This is a genomic window from Sphingopyxis sp. Root1497, assembly GCF_001427085.1.
Lineage (GTDB): Bacteria > Pseudomonadota > Alphaproteobacteria > Sphingomonadales > Sphingomonadaceae > Sphingopyxis.
In genome coordinates, this window is record NZ_LMGF01000003.1 from 552,323 (window position 1) to 570,352 (window position 18,030).

General features: G+C 65.6%; 25 protein-coding genes. 21 read left to right on the forward strand and 4 right to left on the reverse strand.

Annotated elements, in window-relative coordinates; translation table 11 throughout:
• The first annotated feature begins 25 nt into the window (after positions 1-25).
• The 19 genes from ASD67_RS06085 to ASD67_RS06175 all read left to right on the forward strand — a co-directional run bounded on the left by ASD67_RS06085 (position 26) and on the right by ASD67_RS06175 (position 12,913).
• Entirely contained in the window at positions 26-955 is a 930-nt protein-coding gene (locus ASD67_RS06085; protein WP_162248548.1) for an alpha/beta fold hydrolase, read from the forward strand.
• Positions 956-1,070: 115 nt separating this feature from the next.
• The gene (locus ASD67_RS06090; protein WP_056344767.1) at positions 1,071-1,745 is read left to right on the forward strand and encodes a glutathione S-transferase family protein; all 675 of its coding nucleotides are present in this window, start codon (positions 1,071-1,073) and stop codon (positions 1,743-1,745) included.
• A gap of 30 nt (positions 1,746-1,775) precedes the next feature.
• Entirely contained in the window at positions 1,776-2,495 is a 720-nt protein-coding gene (locus ASD67_RS23980; RefSeq protein ID WP_056344770.1) for a DUF1428 domain-containing protein, read from the forward strand.
• Positions 2,496-2,649: 154 nt separating this feature from the next.
• Positions 2,650-3,201, forward strand: a complete 552-nt coding sequence (locus tag ASD67_RS06100; protein WP_056344772.1) for a GFA family protein — start codon at positions 2,650-2,652, stop codon at positions 3,199-3,201.
• A gap of 21 nt (positions 3,202-3,222) precedes the next feature.
• A complete protein-coding gene (locus ASD67_RS06105) occupies positions 3,223-3,948 on the forward strand; it encodes a DUF899 family protein (RefSeq protein ID WP_056347076.1) in 726 nt (241 codons plus the stop codon).
• Positions 3,945-4,736: a VOC family protein gene (locus ASD67_RS06110; protein ID WP_056344776.1), complete on the forward strand. Its 792-nt coding sequence runs from the start codon at positions 3,945-3,947 to the stop codon at positions 4,734-4,736. The genes ASD67_RS06105 and ASD67_RS06110 overlap by 4 nt, the downstream gene beginning before the upstream one ends.
• 47 nt (positions 4,737-4,783) lie before the next feature.
• Positions 4,784-5,203, forward strand: coding sequence for a VOC family protein (locus ASD67_RS06115; RefSeq protein WP_056344778.1), 420 nt, complete (start codon positions 4,784-4,786; stop codon positions 5,201-5,203).
• Positions 5,203-5,700 (forward strand): VOC family protein, encoded by a 498-nt coding sequence (locus ASD67_RS06120; protein ID WP_056347081.1) that lies wholly within the window; start codon positions 5,203-5,205, stop codon positions 5,698-5,700. The genes ASD67_RS06115 and ASD67_RS06120 overlap by 1 nt, the downstream gene beginning before the upstream one ends.
• Entirely contained in the window at positions 5,687-6,139 is a 453-nt protein-coding gene (locus ASD67_RS06125) for a hypothetical protein (RefSeq protein WP_056344781.1), read from the forward strand. Before ASD67_RS06120 ends, ASD67_RS06125 begins: the two co-directional genes overlap by 14 nt.
• On the forward strand, positions 6,139-6,792 hold the full coding sequence (locus ASD67_RS06130) for a glutathione S-transferase family protein (protein WP_056344785.1): 654 nt from the start codon (positions 6,139-6,141) through the stop codon (positions 6,790-6,792). Before ASD67_RS06125 ends, ASD67_RS06130 begins: the two co-directional genes overlap by 1 nt.
• Before the next feature lie 110 nt (positions 6,793-6,902).
• Complete coding sequence (locus ASD67_RS06135) at positions 6,903-7,673, forward strand: hypothetical protein (RefSeq protein WP_056344787.1); 771 nt, start codon at positions 6,903-6,905, stop codon at positions 7,671-7,673.
• Positions 7,674-7,716: 43 nt separating this feature from the next.
• Positions 7,717-8,055, forward strand: a complete 339-nt coding sequence (locus tag ASD67_RS06140) for a hypothetical protein (RefSeq protein WP_056344789.1) — start codon at positions 7,717-7,719, stop codon at positions 8,053-8,055.
• A 128-nt stretch (positions 8,056-8,183) separates the two neighbouring features.
• The gene (gene rpmH, locus ASD67_RS06145) at positions 8,184-8,318 is read left to right on the forward strand and encodes a 50S ribosomal protein L34 (protein WP_039570342.1); all 135 of its coding nucleotides are present in this window, start codon (positions 8,184-8,186) and stop codon (positions 8,316-8,318) included.
• 26 nt (positions 8,319-8,344) lie between these two features.
• Positions 8,345-8,683 carry a ribonuclease P protein component gene (rnpA, locus tag ASD67_RS06150; protein ID WP_056344791.1) on the forward strand — a complete coding sequence of 113 codons (339 nt, stop codon included), beginning with the start codon at positions 8,345-8,347 and terminating at the stop codon, positions 8,681-8,683.
• A gap of 157 nt (positions 8,684-8,840) precedes the next feature.
• Positions 8,841-9,053 (forward strand): membrane protein insertion efficiency factor YidD, encoded by a 213-nt coding sequence (yidD, locus tag ASD67_RS06155; RefSeq protein WP_056344795.1) that lies wholly within the window; start codon positions 8,841-8,843, stop codon positions 9,051-9,053.
• Positions 9,054-9,086: 33 nt separating this feature from the next.
• The gene (gene yidC / locus ASD67_RS06160) at positions 9,087-10,838 is read left to right on the forward strand and encodes a membrane protein insertase YidC (RefSeq protein ID WP_056344799.1); all 1,752 of its coding nucleotides are present in this window, start codon (positions 9,087-9,089) and stop codon (positions 10,836-10,838) included.
• Positions 10,835-11,494 (forward strand): ribosome biogenesis GTP-binding protein YihA/YsxC, encoded by a 660-nt coding sequence (gene yihA / locus ASD67_RS06165; protein ID WP_056344802.1) that lies wholly within the window; start codon positions 10,835-10,837, stop codon positions 11,492-11,494. Before yidC ends, yihA begins: the two co-directional genes overlap by 4 nt.
• A 45-nt stretch (positions 11,495-11,539) precedes the next feature.
• Positions 11,540-12,211 (forward strand): glutathione S-transferase family protein, encoded by a 672-nt coding sequence (locus tag ASD67_RS06170; protein ID WP_056344806.1) that lies wholly within the window; start codon positions 11,540-11,542, stop codon positions 12,209-12,211.
• Between the two features lie 63 nt (positions 12,212-12,274).
• A complete protein-coding gene (locus tag ASD67_RS06175; protein ID WP_056344810.1) occupies positions 12,275-12,913 on the forward strand; it encodes a hypothetical protein in 639 nt (212 codons plus the stop codon).
• Here the strand turns inward: ASD67_RS06175 and ASD67_RS06180 are convergent.
• Entirely contained in the window at positions 12,910-13,377 is a 468-nt protein-coding gene (locus ASD67_RS06180) for a cupin domain-containing protein (protein WP_056344812.1), read from the reverse strand. The genes ASD67_RS06175 and ASD67_RS06180 overlap by 4 nt on opposite strands.
• 102 nt (positions 13,378-13,479) lie before the next feature.
• Here ASD67_RS06180 and dapE point away from each other — a divergent pair, with 102 nt between their 5' ends.
• Positions 13,480-14,613: a succinyl-diaminopimelate desuccinylase gene (gene dapE / locus ASD67_RS06185; RefSeq protein WP_056344816.1), complete on the forward strand. Its 1,134-nt coding sequence runs from the start codon at positions 13,480-13,482 to the stop codon at positions 14,611-14,613.
• Here the strand turns inward: dapE and ASD67_RS06190 are convergent.
• From ASD67_RS06190 to ASD67_RS06200, 3 genes are read right to left on the reverse strand one after another with little or no spacing between them, the layout of a single operon-like run.
• Positions 14,610-15,179, reverse strand: a complete 570-nt coding sequence (locus ASD67_RS06190) for a Smr/MutS family protein (protein WP_056344819.1) — start codon at positions 15,177-15,179, stop codon at positions 14,610-14,612. The two genes, dapE and ASD67_RS06190, sit on opposite strands and share 4 nt — an antisense overlap.
• A 2-nt stretch (positions 15,180-15,181) precedes the next feature.
• A complete protein-coding gene (mltA, locus tag ASD67_RS06195) occupies positions 15,182-16,519 on the reverse strand; it encodes a murein transglycosylase A (RefSeq protein WP_056344822.1) in 1,338 nt (445 codons plus the stop codon).
• 5 nt (positions 16,520-16,524) lie between these two features.
• Complete coding sequence (locus tag ASD67_RS06200; RefSeq protein WP_156377593.1) at positions 16,525-17,190, reverse strand: Tim44/TimA family putative adaptor protein; 666 nt, start codon at positions 17,188-17,190, stop codon at positions 16,525-16,527.
• Between the two features lie 274 nt (positions 17,191-17,464).
• Between ASD67_RS06200 and secB the strand changes: the two genes are divergently transcribed.
• On the forward strand, positions 17,465-17,977 hold the full coding sequence (gene secB / locus ASD67_RS06205) for a protein-export chaperone SecB (protein ID WP_056347085.1): 513 nt from the start codon (positions 17,465-17,467) through the stop codon (positions 17,975-17,977).
• Positions 17,978-18,030 lie beyond the last annotated feature (53 nt).

Here is an 18,030-nt window from a genome sequence, read left to right on the forward strand (position 1 = left end):
AAATTTATCCTCCCCCCGAAACCTCTTGTCCGCGTTCGCGCTGCTTGCTGCCGCGAGTGCCGCCGCATCCCTGCCGCAGCCTGCGCATGCCGCGCCGCCCGCAGCCGCCGAGGCTGCAACATCGGCAACAGCCAGGAATGGCGACGCCGATGTGAACGGCACGCGCATCCATTATCAGCTGTACGGCGATCCCGCGCCCGGCAAGGCCCCGCTGCTGATACTCCACGGCGCCTTCATGTCGGGCGACGCGATGAAGACGCTGATCGATCCCCTAGCGGCCACGCGCCAGGTGATCGCGATCGACGCGCGCGGCCACGGTCGCTCGGGCGGGGTCGACGGCAAGCTCAGCTATGATCTGATGGCCGACGATGCCGCCGCGGTGCTCGCGAAGCTGGGCGTGAAACGGGTCGATGTGCTCGGCTATTCGATGGGCGCGTCGACGGCGATTGCGCTGGCGGTCCGCCACCCCGGACAGGTCGGCAAACAGGTCATCCTGTCGGGGACGTCGCGGCTAGACGGCTGGTATCCCCAAGTGCTCGCCGGCATCGCGCAGTTGACCCCGGAGGTCTTCGCCGGAAGCCCCATCGAAACAGGATATAAAAGCCTGTCGCCGACGCCGGAGAAATTTCCGAAACTGGTCGAGAATATCAAGACGCTCGACGCCACGCCCTTTGCCTATTCCGACGAACAGGTCCGCGCGATCCCCGGCAAGACGATGGTGATCATTGGCGACGCCGACGGCGTCACGCTCGATCATGCGATCACGCTGTTCAAGCTGCGCGGCGGCGGCGATATCGCCGCGGCAACGCAGGGCTTCATGACCGAAGCGCCAAGGGCGCGGCTCGCGATCCTGCCCGCCACATCGCACATCGGCATCATGGGCGAGGTGCCGGCGATCGTCGCGATGGTCGTGCCCTTTCTCGACGACGCCAAGCCGCCGATGCCGACTTTTTAGACAAGCCCCATCATCGCCATCCCGGCGGCGACCGGAATCTCGACGGTGAAGAAAGAACGCGAGGATGAGGTCCCGGCTTTCGTCGGGATGACAAAAGAAACGGAGAGGAACCATCATGTCCGTCAACCAGAACGCGAAGCTCGAGATTACCGCCTTCGACTGGGTGCCCGATTTCGCCCGCGGTTACGTCCGCGACCTGCGCCCGCGCTGGGCGTGCGAGGAAATCGGACTCGACTATGCCGAGCATCTGATCAGCGCGATCAACCGCCCGACCGATCATTTCCTGTTCCAGCCGTGGGGGCAGGTGCCGGTGCTCAACGACGGCGGCATCCGCCTGTTCGAAAGCGGCGCGATCCTGCTCCACCTCGCCGAAAAGGATGCGCGGCTGATGCCTCGCGACGCGCAGGCTCGCGCCAATACGCTCGCCTGGCTGTTCGCCGCCTATAACAGTGTCGAGCCGATGCTGTTCGAACTCGGCAATGTCGATATTTTCTCGACCGACGAGGAATGGGCGAAGCTGCGCCGTCCAAGCCTGATCGAATTCATCCAGGGCCGGCTCGGGCGTCTCAACGACGCGATCGGCGACAAAGACTATCTGACCGGCGAATTCACCGTCGCCGACATCGCGATGGCGACGGTGCTGCGCGAAGCCGTCGAGGCCGGACTGATCGCCGAGCAGCCGCGGTTGCAGGCCTATCTCGACCGCTGCCTCGCCCGCCCCGCCTTCCAGCGCGCGATGGATGCGCAGCTGGCAGCATTCAGCGAAGAAGCGGGTCCACCCGCCGCCTGAAGCCCCCTCCCACCCCCAAGGAGAGACAAGATGACCTATGTAGAAGGATTTGTGGTCGCGGTGCCGACCGCCAACAAGGAAGCCTATCGCAAGCATGCCGCCGACGCCGCGCCCTTGTTCAAGGAGTTCGGCGTCGCGCGCATGGTCGAGTGCTGGGGCGACGATGTGCCCGACGGCAAGGTCAACGACTTCAAGGGCGCGGTCCAGGCGAAGGACGACGAAACCGTCGTGTTCAGCTGGTTCGAATATCCCGACAAGGCGACGCGCGACGCTGCGACCGAAAAGATGATGAACGACCCCCGCATGGCGGCGATGGGCGGCGACATGCCGTTCGACGGCAAGCGCATGATCGTCGCCGGCTTCGACTCGCTGCTCGACGACAGCGCCGAAGGCGGCTTCGGTTACGCCGACGGCTATATCGTTCCGGTCCCCGACGCGAACAAGGAAGCCTATCGCGCGATGGCAGAGAAGGCATCGTCCGTGTTCCGCGACCATGGCGCAACGCGCGTCGTCGAGGCGTGGGGCGACGATGTGTCCGACGGCAAGGTCACCGACTTCAACCGCGCCGCGCACAGGCAGGACGGCGAGAGCGTCGTATTCAGCTGGGTCGAATGGCCCGACAAGGCAACGCGCATGGCGGGCTGGGACAAGGTGATGAAGGATGAGCGGATGCAGCATGATCCGAACGACCAGACCTTCGACGGCAAGCGCATGATCTACGGCGGCTTCGCGCCGATCGTCGAGGCGTGATCGATTTCCTCCCTGTGGCGAAGCCATGGGGAGGTGGCAGCCCGAAGGGCTGACGGAGGGGCAAGGACGCACCGTTGCTGCCCCACCACCACCGCTTCGCGGCGGTCCCCCGCCCCATCGCTTCGCGACAGGGTGGATGAAGAGGAGACACCCGATGGCCGGCACGCAAGAGAAAGAAACGCGCATCGCGTCATGCCCCTGCGGCGCGGTGACACTGGAGCTGGCGGGCAAGCCGATCGTCGCGGCGACCTGCTATTGCCAGAGCTGCCAGCAAGCCGGGCAGGCATTCGGCGCCCTGCCCGGCGCACCCGGCGTGGTCGATGCCGATGGCGGCACCCCCTATCTGCTGGTGCGCAAGGACCGCATCGCGTGGATATCAGGAACCGGTCAACTCGACGCGCACCGACTGAAAGCCGATTCGCCGACCCGGCGCTTCGTCGCGCGATGCTGCAACGCGCCGATCGCGTTGGAATTCACCAAGGGCCATTGGCTGAGCGTCTATGCGGGGCGCATCGCCGGGGAGGAGCGGCCGCCGCCCGCGATGCGAACGATGACCAAGGACCGGCCCGACGGCGTCGAATTCACCGACGCCATACCGAGTTACGCGACGCATTCGGGTAAGTTCATGTGGAAACTGCTGTCGGCCTGGGCGGCGATGGGATTTCGCGCGCCGCCGGTCGAAAAGACGCGGGGCTGGGTCCGGTAGCAGGGGATGGAGGAGAGCGACATGCACCACATCAGCTATCCCAACGAGAGCGCCGATTACCGGACCGCGCGCAACGCGCTGCTCGATGCCGAGATCGCGCTGCGGCGGCAGATCGAGGCGGTCGCGGCCCAGCGGCGTGCGCTGCCGCCCGGCGGCGCAATCGCCGAGGACTATGTGTTCGAGCGGATCGGCGCCTATCAGCGGCCCGAGACGGTGAGGCTGTCCGAGCTGTTCGGCGATAAACCGACAATCATCCTCTACAGCTTCATGTGGAATGCCGAGCGCGACAAGCCCTGCCCCGGCTGCACCCATATGCTCGATTCGGTCGATGGCGGCGCGCGCTATATCGACGACCGCGCCCCGCTCTATATCGTCGCCAAGTCGCCGATCGCCCGGCTGACCCAATGGGCGCGCATGCGCGGCTGGCCGCACTTCACCTTCCTGTCCGACGTCACCACCCGCTATTCGGCCGATTATTTCGGCGACACCCGCAAATTCCCGGCCGCGATGCGCGACGAGCGAAAATTGAAGCCCGGCGAGGAATGGGACGAGACGATCTTCAACGTCTTTCGCAGGGACGGCGACACCGTCCGCCACCACTGGGGCAGCGAGATGGCGTTCGCACCGTCCGACCCCGGACAGCACCACCGCGCCGGCGACCTCGTCGATTCGCTGTGGGGCCTGCTCGACATGACCCCCGAAGGTCGCGGGGATTATTTTCCAACCGTCGAAGGAGCCAAAAGATGACCGATGCCTCCAACTTCATCTGGTACGAACTGATGACCCCCGATCCTGAAGCCGCGAAAGCCTTTTACGACCAGGTCGTCGGCTGGACGCTGTCGACCGGGCACGGCGACAACAGCGATTACGGCTTCATCACGCGCAGTGACGGCGGAATGAATGGCGGGGTGCTGCGGCTGTCGTCCGACATGGCGGCGCACGGCGCGCATCCCTGCTGGCTGGGCTATCTTCACGCCGCCGACGTCGATGCCGAAATCGAAGCGATCAAGGCGTCGGGCGGCACGCTGTTGATGCCCGCGCGCGACGTCGAGATGGCGGGCCGCATCGCCATGCTCGCCGATCCGCAAGGCGCACCCTTCTATATCATGGCGCCGACCCCGCCGCCGGGGATGGAGGGCATGGAGAGCGACGTTTTTTCGGTCACCGAGGCGCAGCATGTGCGGTGGAACGAACTGGCGACGAACGATCCCGACGGCGCGATCGCCTTTTACACCCGCCACTTCGGCTGGGGGCAGGAGGGCGAAATGGATATGGGCGAGATGGGGGCCTATCGCTTCATCCAGCGCCGCGACGTCGGGCTGGGCGCCGTGATGCCGCTGATGCCCGGCATGCCGGCACCGATGTGGACCTATTATATCGGGGTCGACGATATCGACCGGGCGCTGGCCGCGGTAAAAACCCATGGCGGCACGGTGACCAACGAACCGATGGAAATCCCGGGCGGCGAATATGCGATGAACGCAATCGACCCGCAGGGTGCCGCCTTTGGACTGGTCGGACCGCGCAAATCATAAACGGCCTCCCCTGAAGGGGAGCAAGCAAGAGGAAGAGGAGAGAGGTGATGACGAATCCCGACCAGAGCCCCACCAGCGGGCTGACCCCGCATATCGCGATCGCCGACAAGCGTGCGAGCGAAGCGATCGATTTCTATGCGAAGGCGTTCGGCGCGACCGAGCGGATGCGCATGCCGGCACAGGATGGCGTGCGATTGATGCACGCGCACCTGCTGGTCAACGGCGCGTCGCTGATGATGCACGACGATTTCCCCGAATATAGCGGCGGGCCGATGGCCCCGCCCACGGGGGTGACGATGCACCTGCACGTCGACGACACCGACACCTGGTACCATCGCGCGATCGCGGCGGGCGCGACGTCGCAACTCGAACCGCATGATGCTTTCTGGGGGGACCGTTATGCCCAGGTGAAGGATCCGTTCGGACACCTGTGGTCGATTGGGGCACCCATCAAAGGAGAGAAATGATGTCCAATAAAGCAACCCTGTGCCTGTGGTACGACAAGGATGCCGAGGAGGCGGCGACTTTCTATGCCGCGACCTTCCCCGACAGCAAGGTCGGCGGCGTCCACCGTGCGCCTACCGACAACCCGAGCAGCAAGGCAGGCGATGTGTTGACGGTCGACTTCACCGTGCTCGGTTTCCCGTGCATCGGGCTCAACGGCGGCTCCACCTTCAAGCATAGCGAGGCCTTTTCCTTCCAGGTCCATACCGACACGCAGGAGGAGACCGACCGGCTGTGGAACACGATCGTCGGCAATGGCGGCGCCGAAAGCATGTGCGGCTGGTGCAAGGACAAATGGGGGCTCAACTGGCAGATCACCCCGCGCGTTTTGACCGATGTGATGACGAGCGGCGACACCGCGGCCGCCAAGCGCGCGTTCGAGGCGATGATGACAATGAAGAAGATCGACGTCGCCACCATCGAAGCCGCGATAAAAGGCGAAGCGGTTGGCGCGGCGTAGCCCCGCGCTCTTCGCCTGGCTGCTCTGCGGGACGCTCGACATCGTCTATGCGGCGGCGTCGAGCGTGGTGCAGGGCGGCACCGTCTCGTCGATGCTGCACGCCGTCGCCAGCGGGCCGTTCGGTGACGGCGCGCGCGCATGGGGGATCGGCGGCGATATCGCGGGACTTGCGACCCATTACGCAATCATGGCGGCAATGGTCGCGACATGGTTCTTCGTCGCGCGGCGTTGGACGGCGCTGACGACATCGCCGTGGTGGCTCACCGGCACGATCTATGGCCTGATCCTCTACGTCATCATGAACGGAATCGTGCTGCCGCTGCGCTTCGGATCGCCCTTCCCGCCGAACGACCTCGTCAAGGGCGCGATCGCGCTCTTCCCGCATATTTTCTTCGTTGGCTGGCCGCTCGCCTGGCTGACCCGCCAGGATGCTCGCTGATGCTCATTTTCTATGGCCACCCTTTCTCCTCCTACAGCTGGAAGGCGCAGATCGCTCTGTATGAGAAGGGCATCGATTTCGACTATCGCTCGGTCGATCCCGAATTTCCCGAGCATGGCCCGGAACTGCGGGCCTATTGGCCGATCGGCAAATTCCCGCTGATCGTCCACGATGGCCGGCCCATATTCGAGGCGTCGATCATCATCGAATATCTCGACCATCTGGTGCCCGAACCCCGGCTGATCCCTGCGGATTTCGAAGCCGCGCTGAAGGTCCGGCTGCTCGACCGCATCTTCGACAACCATGTCATGGGCCAGATGCAGGAGGTGGTGAACGACGCGATCCGTGGCCCCGACGGCCATGTGCCATCGATCGTCGATGCCGCGAAGGCGAAACTCGACACCATCTATGCCTGGCTCGACAAGGAACTGGCGGGCGGCGGCTGGGCGACACCCGATGGCTTCACCCTCGCCGATTGCGCCGCGGCGCCGTCGCTCTTCTACGCCGACTGGGTGCATCCGATCCCCGCGGCCTATGAGAATCTGCGCGCCTATCGCGCCCGCCTGCTCGCGCACCCCTCGGTCGCGCGCGCGGTCGATGGCGGGCGGCCCTATCGTCATTATTTCCCGCTCGGCGCGCCCGACCGCGATTAACCTCTCGCGGCGTACCGTCCCGAAACGGTACGGCAAGGCCTATAGGGTTAACGGGGCGCTGACATTGCCGCTTTGCCTTTTGGCAAGCGCCCGCGCGCGAAAGCTGTGGCATGGTTTCGGCCTCCGCCCTGCTCCGCACGCTGATCGTCGCCTGCCTCGCGGCGGTGCTGGCGTTCGCGCCGGCGCAGGCCCAGCAGGTCGTGACCACCACGACGGTCACCTGGACCTATGCGACGAGCGACGATGACGGGGATGTCCTCGACGAGGATGCCGCACTGCTCGGCGACGAGGCCGTCGCGAGCGATGCGGATCTGGGCGCGACGCGGCGTTATGCCCCATCGAGCCAGCTCGCGACGCTCGGCCGGGCGAAGGCGGTCTATGGCCCCTTTTCGGTGATCGACGCGACCACCGTCCGCATGGCGGGCGATGTCGACGGCGCGACGCCGCGGCAGTTCGCAGCAATGCTTGCGGCCTATCCGATGCTCAAGCGGATCGAGATGGTCGATTGCCCCGGCAGCCTCGACGAGGCCGCGAACCTGATCCTCGCCCGCGCGATCCGCCGCGCCGGCATGGAGACGGTGGTGCCCGCGGGCGGATCGGTGCGATCGGGCGCGGTCGAATTGTGGATGGCGGGGGTCCGGCGCAGCGCCGCCCCCGATGCCGAATTCGGGGTGCACAGCTGGGCCGACGAATATGGCCGCGAGGCGCGCGACTATCCCGCCAGCGACCCGGTGCACGCCGAATATCTGGGTTATTATCGCGAAATGGGACTCGAAGACGCCAAGGCGCACGCCTTTTACGCGATGACCAACGCGACGCCGTTCGACGATGTGACCTACCTGACGCGCGACGACATGGCGCGCTACGTCACCCTCAACTGATCTAGCCTTGTAACACGCTGGCGGCTACCCCACATCGCGGGGCATGGCAAAGCGCAGCCTTTACCAGCGATTGCGGTCGACCGCGCAGGTGCGCCTCGCCCTGTTCCTGCTCGGCTGCCTGCTGATGCTGCTCGCGCCTTTGCTCGGCCCGCTGCCCGGGCCCGGCTTCATCATCCTCTTCCCGCTCGGCCTCGCGCTCGCGCTGCAGAACAGCGCCTGGGCGAAACGCCTCTATGTGCGGTTCAAGCGGCGGCACCCGCGCTATGCCGGCTGGACCGATCGCATCATGCGGCGGGCGAGCGCGGCGCGGCGGCGCGAGCGCGGGATGCTTTCGGGAAGCATCGACGCCAATGCTGCCGATCGCCGCTCCAATGGCGATTGATCGGCAAATGCGTTCGGGGACAATTGACTTTCGCCCGAATCCTGCTTATTCGCGCCCCCATCAGTGGCCGCCCACGTTTGGCGGCCCTTTTCTGTTAAAGCCTTTGACGAGAATTAGGGACAACCGCGATGAAGCGTACCTTTCAACCGAGCAACCTCGTGCGCGCCCGTCGCCACGGTTTCCGCGCCCGCAAGGCGACGGTTGGCGGCCGCAAGATTCTCGCCAACCGCCGTGCCCAGGGCCGCAAGAAGCTGTCGGCCTAATCGCCGACGCTGCGCCAGCTACGCTGGTGCGAACCTTAAGTAAACGCAGCGAATTCCTGGCCGCCAACCGCGGCCTTCGCTTTCCTATGCCCGGATTCGTCCTGCTCGTGCTTCCGCGCGGCGACGAAGATGCTGGCATCGGAATCGGCTATACCGTCAGCAAGAAGGTCGGCAACGCCGTCACCCGCAACCGGATGAAGCGCCGGCTGCGGGCGCTGTGCCGCGCCGCACTGCCCGAATCGGGAATCGCGGGGGCCAATCATGTGCTGATCGGCCGGCCCGGCGGCAACGACATCGTCTTTGCCGATCTGGACGAGCAACTGACGACCGCACTGGGCCGCGCCGCGAAGAAGCTGGCGAAATGAAGCCTTCGGCGTCCGTTCGTCCCTGTCGTGACCCCGGACTTGATCCGGGGTCCCGCTTTTCGACGCTGCTGAGCGGGGCCCCGGATCAAGTCCGGGGTCACGAAGAGGAAAAAGCGCGATTTGCGAATGAAGTTGCGCAGTTTTCCGGGCTTTCCGCATGATCGCCAAACTGCTCATCCTGATCGCGCGCGGCTGGCAACTCGGCCCGTCGCGAATCCTGCCCCCAACCTGCCGCTATGCCCCGTCGTGCAGCGCCTATGCGATCGATGCGCTGCAGAAATATGGCGCGATCAAGGGTGGCTGGATCGCGACAAAGCGGCTATTGCGCTGCCATCCTTGGGGCGGCCACGGCTATGACCCCGTACCATAATCCCTGATTAGACACGAAGAGAGACCAACCGGCGTGGACGACAAGCGTAACTGGATCACGGCATTGTTGCTGTCGGCAGCCATCCTGCTGGGGTGGAACTTCGTCTCCGAGAAATTCTTTCCGACCCCCGACAAGCCCGATGTGACCAAGACGGTCGCCGGGACGACGGCCGCAGTCGGCCCCGCGACGGCGGACCCCGCGCTGCCGGGCCAGCCTGCTACCGCTCCGGGCGTCCCGGCCGCGCCCGCGATGCAGGTGCTGCGCCCGATCGAAACGGTGCTGGCCGAAGGTCAACGCATTCCGATCGAAACGCCGAAGCTGGCGGGGTCGATCAACCTGGTCGGCGCGCGCATCGACGACATCACGCTGACCAAATATCGCCAGACGATCAAGAAGGATTCGCCGCCGGTCCGCCTGTTTGCGCCCGGCGGCACCAAGGCCGCCTATTTCGCCAGCATCGGCTGGTCAGCGCAAGGCGTCGCGGTTCCGGGTCCGACCACTGTCTGGACCGCGAGCGGTACCAGATTGACCCCGACGACGCCCGTCACACTGAGCTGGAACAACGGCGCCGGGCAGAATTTCCGTATCGAATACAGCGTCGACAAAGATTATCTGATCACCGCCAAACAGACCATCGCAAACACCGGCGCGGCGCCGGTGACGGCCAGCAGCTTTGCGCTGATCGATCGCCTCGGCAAGCCGACCGACCCGCATGAGCAGACGAGCTGGACCAATCACATCGGCCCGACTGGTTTCGTCGACGACAAGTCGGAATTCGACGTCGACTACAAGGATATCGATAAGGGCGAAGCGTTTAAATATGGGTCGGCCGCGTGGCTGGGCTTTACCGACAAATATTGGCTCGCCGCAGTCATTCCAGCCAAGGGCGAACGTGTCACCGCGTCACTTGCCGCGACCGCCGCGGACAATTACCGGGCCCTTTTTGCACGCCCCTATACGCAGATCGCTCCCGGCAAGCAGAGCAGCACGACCAGCCGGATCTTCGCCGGTGCGAAGGAAGTGAGCGTGCTCGAGAATTACACCGACAACGAGGGGATTACCCGCCTGTCGCATGCGATCGACTGGGGCTGGTTCGACTTCTTCGAAATCCCGATCTTCAAACTGCTCGACTGGCTGTTCAAGCAGGTTGGCAATTTCGGCGTCGCGATCATGGCGCTGACGCTGATCATCCGCTTGCTGATGTTCCCGATCGCACAGCGGCAATTCCATTCGATGGCGCAGATGCGCCTCGTCCAGCCGAAGATGAAGGCGCTGCAAGAAAAACATAAGGACGACAAGCAGAAGCAGCAGCAGGAGCTGATGAAGCTCTATAAGGACGAAAAGATCAATCCGCTCGCGGGCTGCCTGCCGATCGTCATCCAGATCCCGATCTTCTACGCACTGTACAAGGTGCTGATGCTGACGATCGAAATGCGTCACCAGCCCTTTGTGCTGTGGATCAAGGATCTGTCGGCCCCCGATCCAGCGCATATCCTGAACCTGTTCGGCCTGTTGCCCTTCACCCCGCCGTCGCTGCTGAGCATCGGCGTGCTGGCGGTGATCCTGGGCATCACAATGTGGCTGCAGTTCCGCCTGAACCCCGCCCCGGCCGACCCGGTACAGGCGCAGGTGTTCAAGATCATGCCGTGGATGTTCATGTTCATCATGGCGCCCTTCGCGGCGGGCCTGTTGGTCTACTGGATCACCAACAACATCCTGTCGATCGCGCAGCAGCAATATATGTACAGCAAGTTCCCGGCGCTGAGGACGGCGGTCGCGAAGTGAGCGACGAGCAACCCGCACCCGGGACGGATCCCGAACGCCCCGAACGCGCGCGCAAGCTGTTTTCGGGGCCGATCGCCTTTTTGAAATCGGCGCCGGCGCTCGAACATCTGCCCGCGCCGTCGATGCCCGAGATCGCCTTTGCCGGCCGCTCGAACGTCGGCAAATCGTCGCTGCTCAACGCGCTGACCAACCGCAACAATCTGGCGCGCACCTCGGTAACGCCGGGGCGGACGCAGGAGCTCAATTATTTCGACGTCGGCGAGCCGCTGATTTTCCGGCTGGTCGATATGCCCGGCTATGGCTTTGCCAAGGCGCCGAAGGATGTCGTCAGGAAATGGCGCTTCCTGATCAACGACTATCTTCGCGGGCGCGCAGTGCTGAAACGCACGCTGGTGCTGATCGACAGCCGCCACGGGATTAAGGAGGTCGACCGCGACGTGCTCGAGATGCTCGACACCGCAGCGGTGAGCTACCGGATCGTGCTGACCAAGGCCGACAAGGTGAAGGCGACCGAACTCGCTGCGGTGCTGGCGGCGACCGAGGTTGAAGCGCGCAAGCACCCGGCGGCGCACCCGCAAGTGATCGTGACGAGCAGCGAAAAGGGCATGGGCATCGCCGAGCTGCGCACCGCGGTGCTGGAGGCGGTGGAGGTTTGACTTTCGCTCCGCTCCCCTTGAGGGAGAGGAAAAGAGGGAGACCCCATGAAACTGTTCATCGGCAATAAGGCCTATTCGAGCTGGAGCCTTCGCGGCTGGCTGGCGGCCAAGCATAGCGGGCTGCCGTTCGAAGAAGTCACCGTCCCGCTGTACGACGAGGACTGGTCGAACCGGCGCGAGGGCGACGAGTTCGCGCCGTCGGGAGGCAAGGTGCCGATCCTGTGGGACGGCGAGGATATCGTCGTCTGGGACAGCCTGGCGATCGTCGATTATCTCGACGAAAAGACCGGCGGCGAACGCGGCTATTGGCCGACCGATATCGCGGCGCGCGCGATGGCGCGGTCGATGGCGGCCGAGATGCATTCGAGCTTCGCCGCGCTGCGCCGCAACCACAGCATGAATATCCGCCGTATCTATCCGGCGGGTGACCTGCTGCCCGAGGTGCAGGCCGACGTGGTCCGCATCATCCAGATCTGGGCTGAAGCGCGCGCGCGTTTCGGCGGCGAAGGGGACTTTCTTTTCGGCGGCTGGTCGGCGGCGGACATGATGTTCGCGCCGGTGGTGACGCGCTTCATCACTTATTCGATTCCCTTGCCACGCTTTGCCCTCCCCTATTGCCAGGCAGTGATCAGCCATCCGCACATGCAGGAATGGATCGGCGGCGCGCAGGCCGAGGATTGGGTGATCGAGAAGTTCGAAGGGCCGGCGGAGGGCTGAGGTTTCAACACGATGAACGCGAGGTTCAGCGCAGGGTGCCGGACATACGCTAGAACTCTGTCCATGAAACGCACGCTTATCGCTTCCGTCCTTGCGCTCAGCGCGGCCGTTGTCACCGCCGCCGCCCCCACTGCATCGGAGTGGGAAATCGGCCCGATCATTCGCGGGAAAAACTATTCGGTTGGCATGCCCCTGGCGCCGAAACCCGAGCGCGACGGCTGGTCGTTCGACTTCCCCGTCGGGAGCAAGGCGGCCGGGCATGTCCATTATGTGACCTTCCGCCCCGGATCGCTGGTGGGCAAATCGCGGATCGTCGTGCGTTACCGCATCGACGCGAAGCCCGGCACGCGCTTCGTACCGCAGGCGAACCCCGACCGCGTGGGGACGGTGTCGCTCTATCTCCAGCGGCGGGGCGACAATTGGAACGCCAAGGGGCATTATCAATATTATCGCTGGTACGCGCCATCGGCGACGGTGCGCGAGCTGACGCCGGGGGTGGGTGAAATCAGCGTAGCGCTCGACGATCCGCAATGGATTTCGGTGCTGGGGCAGCCGTCGGCGAACAATCCGGGCGCGATGCAGGACGCGCTCGCCGACATCGAGCGGATCGGGCTGGTGTTCGGGTCGTCGAATGCGCGCGGACACGGCGTTTATGCGACCGCGCCGTCGACCTTCGTGATGACGGGGTTCCGGGTCGACTAGGGAATCCGCTTGGCCGGATAGGGCGTGCCGTCCTTGTGGAAATAACCGTCGGGACCGAACAGCATGTCGATATCCGAATAGCCCCCGCCGGTATCATATTTCTTGCCGCCGCCGAGCGCGACGAGGATGCAGTCGCTTTCGCTCTCGTTGACGAGATGATGGCCGTTGGTGCTGCCCTTGGGCCAGACCGCGATGTCGCCGGGGCGCATCGGCCAGCGGCCGTCGTCCTCGACGAGTATCGCTTCGCCCGCGATCATGATGACCATCTCGTCCTCGCCGTCGTGCCAGTGGCGCTGCGACGACATCGCGCCGGGCTTGAGCACGACATGGCTGGCGGCGAAATCGTCGATTCCGGTGACGGGCGCGAGGCGGCGGTACCAGCGGCCCTGCACCGCCGCATCATAGGGCGCGGGATAGCCGGTCGCGTTGGTTTGCGGGATGGCGTCGAGATCAAGCTTGGGCATGGGTCCTCCGCTTCCCTTCTGCCGTTGGCATCGAGCGAAGTCGAGATGCGCCCGCGCCAACGTGTCTCGACTTCGCTCGACACGAACGGGTAAGGGAGCGCCATGACCCATAGCATCGACCCCGTGGACCTCGCCCAGGCGCTGATCGCCGCCCCTTCCGTCACCCCGGCCACTGGCACGGTGTTCGATGTGCTCGAGGCGGCGCTCACCCCGCTGGGGTTCGCGGTCGAGCGCTTCATCGACGGGATCGAGCCCGACGGGCCGGTCGAGAATCTGCTGGCGGTGCGCAAAGGCAAGGGGCCGCGGCATTTCGGCTTTGCCGGGCATCTCGACGTCGTGCCGCCGGGGGTGGGCTGGACCGGCGATGCGTTCGCGCCCGAGGTGCGCGGCGAACTGCTCTACGGGCGCGGCGCGGTCGACATGAAGGGATCGATCGCGGCCTTCGTAGCAGCGGCGGCGGCGACGCCGGTCGAGGCGGGGACGATCAGCCTGATCATCACCGGCGACGAGGAAGGCCCCGCGATCTTCGGCACCCGCGCGCTGATGGAGCATATGGCGGGACGCGGGGTGACGCCCGACATGATCGTCGTCGGCGAGCCGACCTCGGTCAACAAGCTGGGCGACATGGTGAAGATCGGGCGGCGCGGGTCGGTCAATATCTGGATCGACGTGCCGGGGACGCAGGGGCACGTCGCTTACCCGCACCTCGCCGACAATCCGATCCCCAAGCTGGTCCGGATCATGGCGGCGATCGACGCCGTGGTGCTCGACGAGGGCAATGACTGGTTCCAGCCGTCGAACATCGAGTTCACCGACGTCGAGGTCGGCAATGGCGCCACCAATGTCATCCCGGCGTCGGCGCGGGCGCGGCTGTCGATCCGCTTCAACGACGCGCACAAGGGCGCCGAACTGATCGCGATGATCGAGCGGATCGCACGGGGCGTCGAACCGAAGGCGAAGGTGCTGGGGAAGGTGTCGGGCGAGGCGTTCCTGACCCCGCCGGGCGATTTGTCGGGGCTGGTCGCCGAAGCGATCCATGCCGAGACCGACATCGTGCCCGAAATGTCGACGACGGGGGGCACGTCCGACGCGCGCTTCCTGCACGCGCTGTGCCCGGTGGTCGAATTCGGGCTGACCAATGCGACGATGCATAAACTCGACGAGGCGGTCGCGGTGGCGGACCTGCATGCACTCACCGCCATCTATCGCGGGATATTGATGCGCGCCTTTGCCTAGTCGTCGCGGCTGCGGCGCAGGATGACATAGACCGCGCCCGCCCCGCCGTGGCTGATATGCGCGGGACGCAGCGCTACGATCTGGTCGGCATGAGACGAGTAGGCGAGCCAGTCGGGGAGCGAGGCGCGGATCGCACCGCGCGGGCGCGGGTCGCCGTGCATCTGCGGCAGGCGGTCGGCGCCGGGGCGGAGGCGGCCCGCGACGACGAGCAGCACGCGCGCGCCGCGAATCAGCGCGCGGTGGATGCTGTCGTCGAGCAGCGCCTGCGCCGACGCCAGCGTATGCCCGTGGAGGTCGATGCTGATGTCGGGCCGGACAAGCCCCTTGCGCAGGCGCCGGTCCCAATGGCCGTCTAGCGTGGCGGCGCTGTGGGTGCGATGCGGCGGTGGGAGCGGCGCGGGTGGACGCGCGGCGGGGGGTGCGACGGTGCGTGGCGGCGTCTTGGGCGGCTTGACCGTCGGCGGGGCGGCGGCGGCAAGCGGGACGGACTGTCTGGCAATCGGCGTGACCGTCGCTGCCACCCTTTTCCAGAGCGCCGACTCGTCGGGGGCGAGCCGGCGAGCCATCGTCAGCGCCGGATGAGGCGCGCGATGCTGGTGCGCGGCAGGAGGAGCAGCGCCGAGCCTCGTCCCGCCATGCCGCCGGCGATCGCACGCGCGTCGTTGCCGGCGCCCCAGAAGCTGTCGAAACGGTTCGCGCCCCTGATCGCGCCGCCGGTGTCCTGTGCGATCCACAGGCCGTTCGGTTCGGCGCGGTCGAGCGACAGGAAGACAGGGGCGCCGAGCGGCGTATATTTGGGATCGGCGGCGACACTGCTGCGTCCCGTTACCGGCACGCCGAGCGCACCGAGGGGCCCGGGACCGACGATCTCGCGGAAAAAGACCCAGCTGGGATTCTCGTTCATTACCGCGGCGCCGCGCACCGGGTCGGCGCGCAGATAGTCGAGGATGCCCTGCATCGAGGTCTGGCCCGACTTGAGTTCACCGCGATCGGCGAGTAGCTTGCCGATGCCAACATAGTCGCGGCCGTTCTGCGTGTCGTAGCCGATGCGCATGACCTCGCCGTCAGGAAGGCGCAGGCGGCCCGAGCCCTGGATCTGCAGGAAGAAAAATTCGGCGGCGTCCGCAGCCCAGGCGATTTCGAGTCCGCGGCCTTCGAGGGCGCCGCGCTCGATCGCCCCGCGGTCGTAATAGCGCACGAAATTGCTGCCCTCGACCCGGCCGCGAATCTTCTTGCCCTTGAGGTCGTCCGAGAATTGGCCGAGATCGACATCGATCAGGTCGGCGGGGCGGCGATAGATGGGGATGTCGTAGCCCGCGCGCTTGGTGCGCGATCCGGCGATTTCGGGCTCGTAATAGCCGGTGACGAAGGCGGTGCCGGCGCCGACCTGCACGGTGCCGAAATAGCGGGTGAAAAAGGCCGCAGCGTCGCTGTCGCGCCAGTCTTTCGCGGCGTTACAGCTGTCATTCCAGTCGGCGTTCTGAGTCAGGCCGCTGACGTCGGCGCGGCGCATGACCGAGGGGCAACTGAGGCGGAAAGCCGCGAGCGCCGCACTCGCCTGCGCCGCCGAGATGCCGAGATCGGCATATTCGGGACCGGCGATCACCCCGGCTTCGGCGGCGGTGGTCGCGCTCGCGGGCACGGGCGGCGCGGCAAGCGTGGCCCGGGGCGTCGCGGGAATCGGTTTCGCCGCGACCGTGCCGCTTTCCGAAGGGCGCGGGGTGTAGGGGCGTGTGGAACCCGTCGGCGTGGGCGCAGGCGACGGGATTGGCGCAGGCGCGGGGCGCGGCGTGGTTTCGACGCGGCCGCCGCCCGCATCGGGAATCACCGACGAACAGGCCGACAGAGCGGGCGCGATGGCGAGAAGGGCGAATCCCAGCGCCCGGATGGTGACGGGGCCGGGCATCGCGATCAGACGGTTTCGGCTTCGTCGAGCAGCCAGTTGGGATCGTTGCTGCCGATCGCGCGGCGGAAGGTCCAATGGTCGTTGGTCTCGCGCGCATCGATCATCGAGCCGGCGATCATATTGCCCTCGGCATCGCGGGTGATCGCGCTGATGTCGGCGCGATAGTGGACGGTGACGCGCGCTTCGCCGCCCGACAGTTCGACCGCCGTGATCTTTGCCGAATCGATACCGACGAGGCGGTTGTCGAGCCGTTCGCCGCGCGCCTCGCGCGCCGCGATCGCCTCGACGAAGCCTTCGTAGCTGTCCTGATCGCACAGGTCACGCAGCGTGTCGCGATCGCCGGTCCAGAAAGCCTCGAGGATCATGCGATAGGCCGCCTCGGCTCCCTCCATGAAACGGCCGGCGTCGAAGCTGCGGTCGGTCGCGAGCAAGGCACGCAGCCCGGCTTCGGCGGCAGGTTCGTAGACAAGGCCAGCGGTGTCGGCGGCGCCCTGCGGCGCCGGGGGCGCATCGGGATCGTCGAGGCGCACCGGTGCGGGAGCGGCACGGTCGTCGCGGCGCGGCAGCACGGGTTCCTGTTCGTGGCCCGTACGCTTGCCGAGCACCGAATAGAGCCGCATGCCGAGAAAGGCGGCAATCATGGCGAGCAGGACGATCGAAATGGCTGTCACGGGCTGAAGTCCAATATGAATATCAAAAAGTCGAACCGTTACATAGGCTATCGGCGGCCATGTTTCAAATGTCCATGGCCGCCGCCATGCGGGAGGTCAACGCCTGCCACGCCGAAGCGGTTGCGGGGCACGCCCCCCGGGGCTCCCCCTATGGGCGCCCATTGTGCTGGCGGTCCGCCACTGCTAAGCGGCGCCGCAATCGCCCGTGCCGCCGGATCGACCGATTATGGCGCCGCGGGAGCCAGATGAAGACGACAGGGAAAGCAAGACCGACATGGCCGACGACACCACGCCCGAATTCACCCCCGAAACCCTTTCGAACGGCGAAGACAATTTGCCGGCGATCGGCCTGATCTCGCAATATGTGAAGGATCTGTCGTTCGAGAATCCGAATGCGCCCGCGATCTATCAGGTGCAGGACGCGCCTCAGGTCGACGTCCAGTTCAACATCGGTGCCGACAATGTCGGCGACAATCTGTTCGAAGTGTCGCTGAAGATCGATATCACCTCGAAGAATGCCGAGCTGGTCGGCTTCGTCGTCGAGCTGAAATATGCGGGGCTGTTCGGCGTGCGCAACGTGCCCGACGACCAACTCCAGCCTTTCTTCCTTGCCGAAGCGCCGCGCATCCTGTTCCCCTTCGCACGCCGGGTCGTCGCGGACGTCGTGCGCGACGGCGGCTTCCCCCCGCTGCTTCTCGAACCCATCGATTTCCACGGCCTGTTCCAGCAGCAGGCGCAGCAGATCGCGGCCGAACAGGCCGGCGAAGCGCCGGTCGGGCAGGCCTGATCGCGCTGAACAACCATCGTCATTGCGAGGGCCGACGGCCCGCGGCAATCCAG

Excerpts from the sequence above, each read along its gene's own strand:
- ASD67_RS06090 (WP_056344767.1), top strand. The coding sequence starts at position 1,071 with ATGTCCGTCAACCAGAACGCGAAGCTCGAGATTACCGCCTTCGACTGG.
- ASD67_RS23980 (WP_056344770.1), top strand. The coding sequence starts at position 1,776 with ATGACCTATGTAGAAGGATTTGTGGTCGCGGTGCCGACCGCCAACAAG.
- ASD67_RS06100 (WP_056344772.1), top strand. The coding sequence starts at position 2,650 with ATGGCCGGCACGCAAGAGAAAGAAACGCGCATCGCGTCATGCCCCTGC.
- ASD67_RS06105 (WP_056347076.1), top strand. The coding sequence starts at position 3,223 with ATGCACCACATCAGCTATCCCAACGAGAGCGCCGATTACCGGACCGCG.
- ASD67_RS06110 (WP_056344776.1), top strand. The coding sequence starts at position 3,945 with ATGACCGATGCCTCCAACTTCATCTGGTACGAACTGATGACCCCCGAT.
- ASD67_RS06115 (WP_056344778.1), top strand. The coding sequence starts at position 4,784 with ATGACGAATCCCGACCAGAGCCCCACCAGCGGGCTGACCCCGCATATC.
- ASD67_RS06120 (WP_056347081.1), top strand. The coding sequence starts at position 5,203 with ATGTCCAATAAAGCAACCCTGTGCCTGTGGTACGACAAGGATGCCGAG.
- ASD67_RS06130 (WP_056344785.1), top strand. The coding sequence starts at position 6,139 with ATGCTCATTTTCTATGGCCACCCTTTCTCCTCCTACAGCTGGAAGGCG.
- ASD67_RS06135 (WP_056344787.1), top strand. The coding sequence starts at position 6,903 with ATGGTTTCGGCCTCCGCCCTGCTCCGCACGCTGATCGTCGCCTGCCTC.
- ASD67_RS06140 (WP_056344789.1), top strand. The coding sequence starts at position 7,717 with ATGGCAAAGCGCAGCCTTTACCAGCGATTGCGGTCGACCGCGCAGGTG.
- rpmH (WP_039570342.1), top strand. The coding sequence starts at position 8,184 with ATGAAGCGTACCTTTCAACCGAGCAACCTCGTGCGCGCCCGTCGCCAC.
- yidD (WP_056344795.1), top strand. The coding sequence starts at position 8,841 with ATGATCGCCAAACTGCTCATCCTGATCGCGCGCGGCTGGCAACTCGGC.
- ASD67_RS06170 (WP_056344806.1), top strand. The coding sequence starts at position 11,540 with ATGAAACTGTTCATCGGCAATAAGGCCTATTCGAGCTGGAGCCTTCGC.
- ASD67_RS06175 (WP_056344810.1), top strand. The coding sequence starts at position 12,275 with ATGAAACGCACGCTTATCGCTTCCGTCCTTGCGCTCAGCGCGGCCGTT.
- ASD67_RS06180 (WP_056344812.1), bottom strand. The coding sequence starts at position 13,377 with ATGCCCAAGCTTGATCTCGACGCCATCCCGCAAACCAACGCGACCGGC.
- dapE (WP_056344816.1), top strand. The coding sequence starts at position 13,480 with ATGACCCATAGCATCGACCCCGTGGACCTCGCCCAGGCGCTGATCGCC.
- ASD67_RS06190 (WP_056344819.1), bottom strand. The coding sequence starts at position 15,179 with ATGGCTCGCCGGCTCGCCCCCGACGAGTCGGCGCTCTGGAAAAGGGTG.
- mltA (WP_056344822.1), bottom strand. The coding sequence starts at position 16,519 with ATGCCCGGCCCCGTCACCATCCGGGCGCTGGGATTCGCCCTTCTCGCC.
- secB (WP_056347085.1), top strand. The coding sequence starts at position 17,465 with ATGGCCGACGACACCACGCCCGAATTCACCCCCGAAACCCTTTCGAAC.